The following is a 1,317-nucleotide window of genomic DNA, read 5'->3' as shown; positions in this document are numbered from 1 at the left end:
CAGGTTGCTGAAATACCTCACCGGATGGTCCCCCGAAATTGGGCCTGAGGCGTTGTCTTTGCAGACCCACGAAACCTGCTCCGATGCGCGGACCTGACACATTCACCGAAGGCTTGTTCACCATGAGACGGCTGGACGACTTCGTTCCTGCCGACCATCCGCTGCGCCGCATCCGGGTGATGGTCAACGAGGCGCTGGCCAAGATGGACGAGTTGTTCTCTCGGATGTACGAGGCCGACGTCAAGGGCGGCCGCCCGAGCATCGCGCCGGAGAAGCTGCTGCGCGCGATGTTGCTGCAGATCCTGTTCAGCATCCGCTCGGAGCGCCAGCTCATGGAGCAGACGCGATACAACATGTTGTTTCGCTGGTTCATCGGCCTGGCGATGGACGACGCGGTTTGGGTGCCGACGGTGTTCAGTAAGAATCGCCAGCGCCTGATCGAGCACGAAGCAGTGGTCGCCTTCTTCAACGAAGTGCTGGAGACGGCCGAGAACAAGGATTGGTTGTCGGGTGAGCACTTCAGCGTCGACGGCACGTTGATTCAGGCCTGGGCCGGACACAAGAGCTTCGTTCGCAAGGACGGTGACGACGGTGGCGGCAGTGGCGGGGACTTCAAGGGGCAGCGACGTAGCAACGAAACGCACGAGTCGAAGACGGATCCCGATTCGAAGCTGTACCGCAAGGGCAAGACGGCCAGCGAGCTGCGCTACATGGGTCACACGCTCACCGACAACCGTCACGGCCTGGTCGTCAACGCGATGGTCACGCAGGCCGACGGCTTCGCGGAACGGGAAGCGGCCAAGGTCATGATCAGGGACGCGCGCCAAACCACCGCAAGTGCGGATACCGAGGTCACGCTCGGCGCCGACAAGGGCTACGACGCGGCCGAGTTCATCGAGGCGCTGCATTGCATGAAGGTGACGCCGCACGTCGCGCAGAACAAAGCGGGGCGTCGTTCGGCGGTGGCCGACGAGATCGCCCGCAGCGAGGGCTATGCGATCTCGCAGCGCAAGAGAAAGCTCATCGAGCAGGGCTTCGGCTGGGCCAAGTTCGTCGGCCCCATCCGCCAGGTGATGGTGCGCGGCATCAAGAAAGTCGATCAGCTGTTCGTGCTGACGATGGCCGCCTATAACCTCGTGCGCATGCGGACCTTGGCAGAAGTCCGTCCGGTGGCCTCGTAGAGGGGAAACGGGAGCCGAGAACGGGCCCTCGAAGCGCGATAACGGCGACGGCAGCGAGCCTGAAACCCCGAAATCCTGCAACCGCCCACTTCAGGACGCCGGATGACTGCCGCGCGACTGGTACTTCAGCGGCCTG

At 63.1% G+C, this 1,317-nt stretch carries 1 protein-coding gene; it reads left to right on the top strand.

The window, feature by feature from the left end; genetic code table 11:
- Positions 1-83 precede the first annotated feature (83 nt).
- Complete coding sequence (locus QTI17_RS34960) at positions 84-1,181, top strand: IS5 family transposase (protein WP_286538777.1); 1,098 nt, start codon at positions 84-86, stop codon at positions 1,179-1,181.
- Positions 1,182-1,317 lie beyond the last annotated feature (136 nt).

Origin of the sequence: Variovorax sp. J31P179 (assembly GCF_030316985.1) — a bacterium.
GTDB classification, from domain to species: Bacteria; Pseudomonadota; Gammaproteobacteria; order Burkholderiales; family Burkholderiaceae_C; genus Variovorax; species Variovorax ginsengisoli_B.
This window is presented reverse-complemented; position numbering and strand designations above follow the sequence as displayed.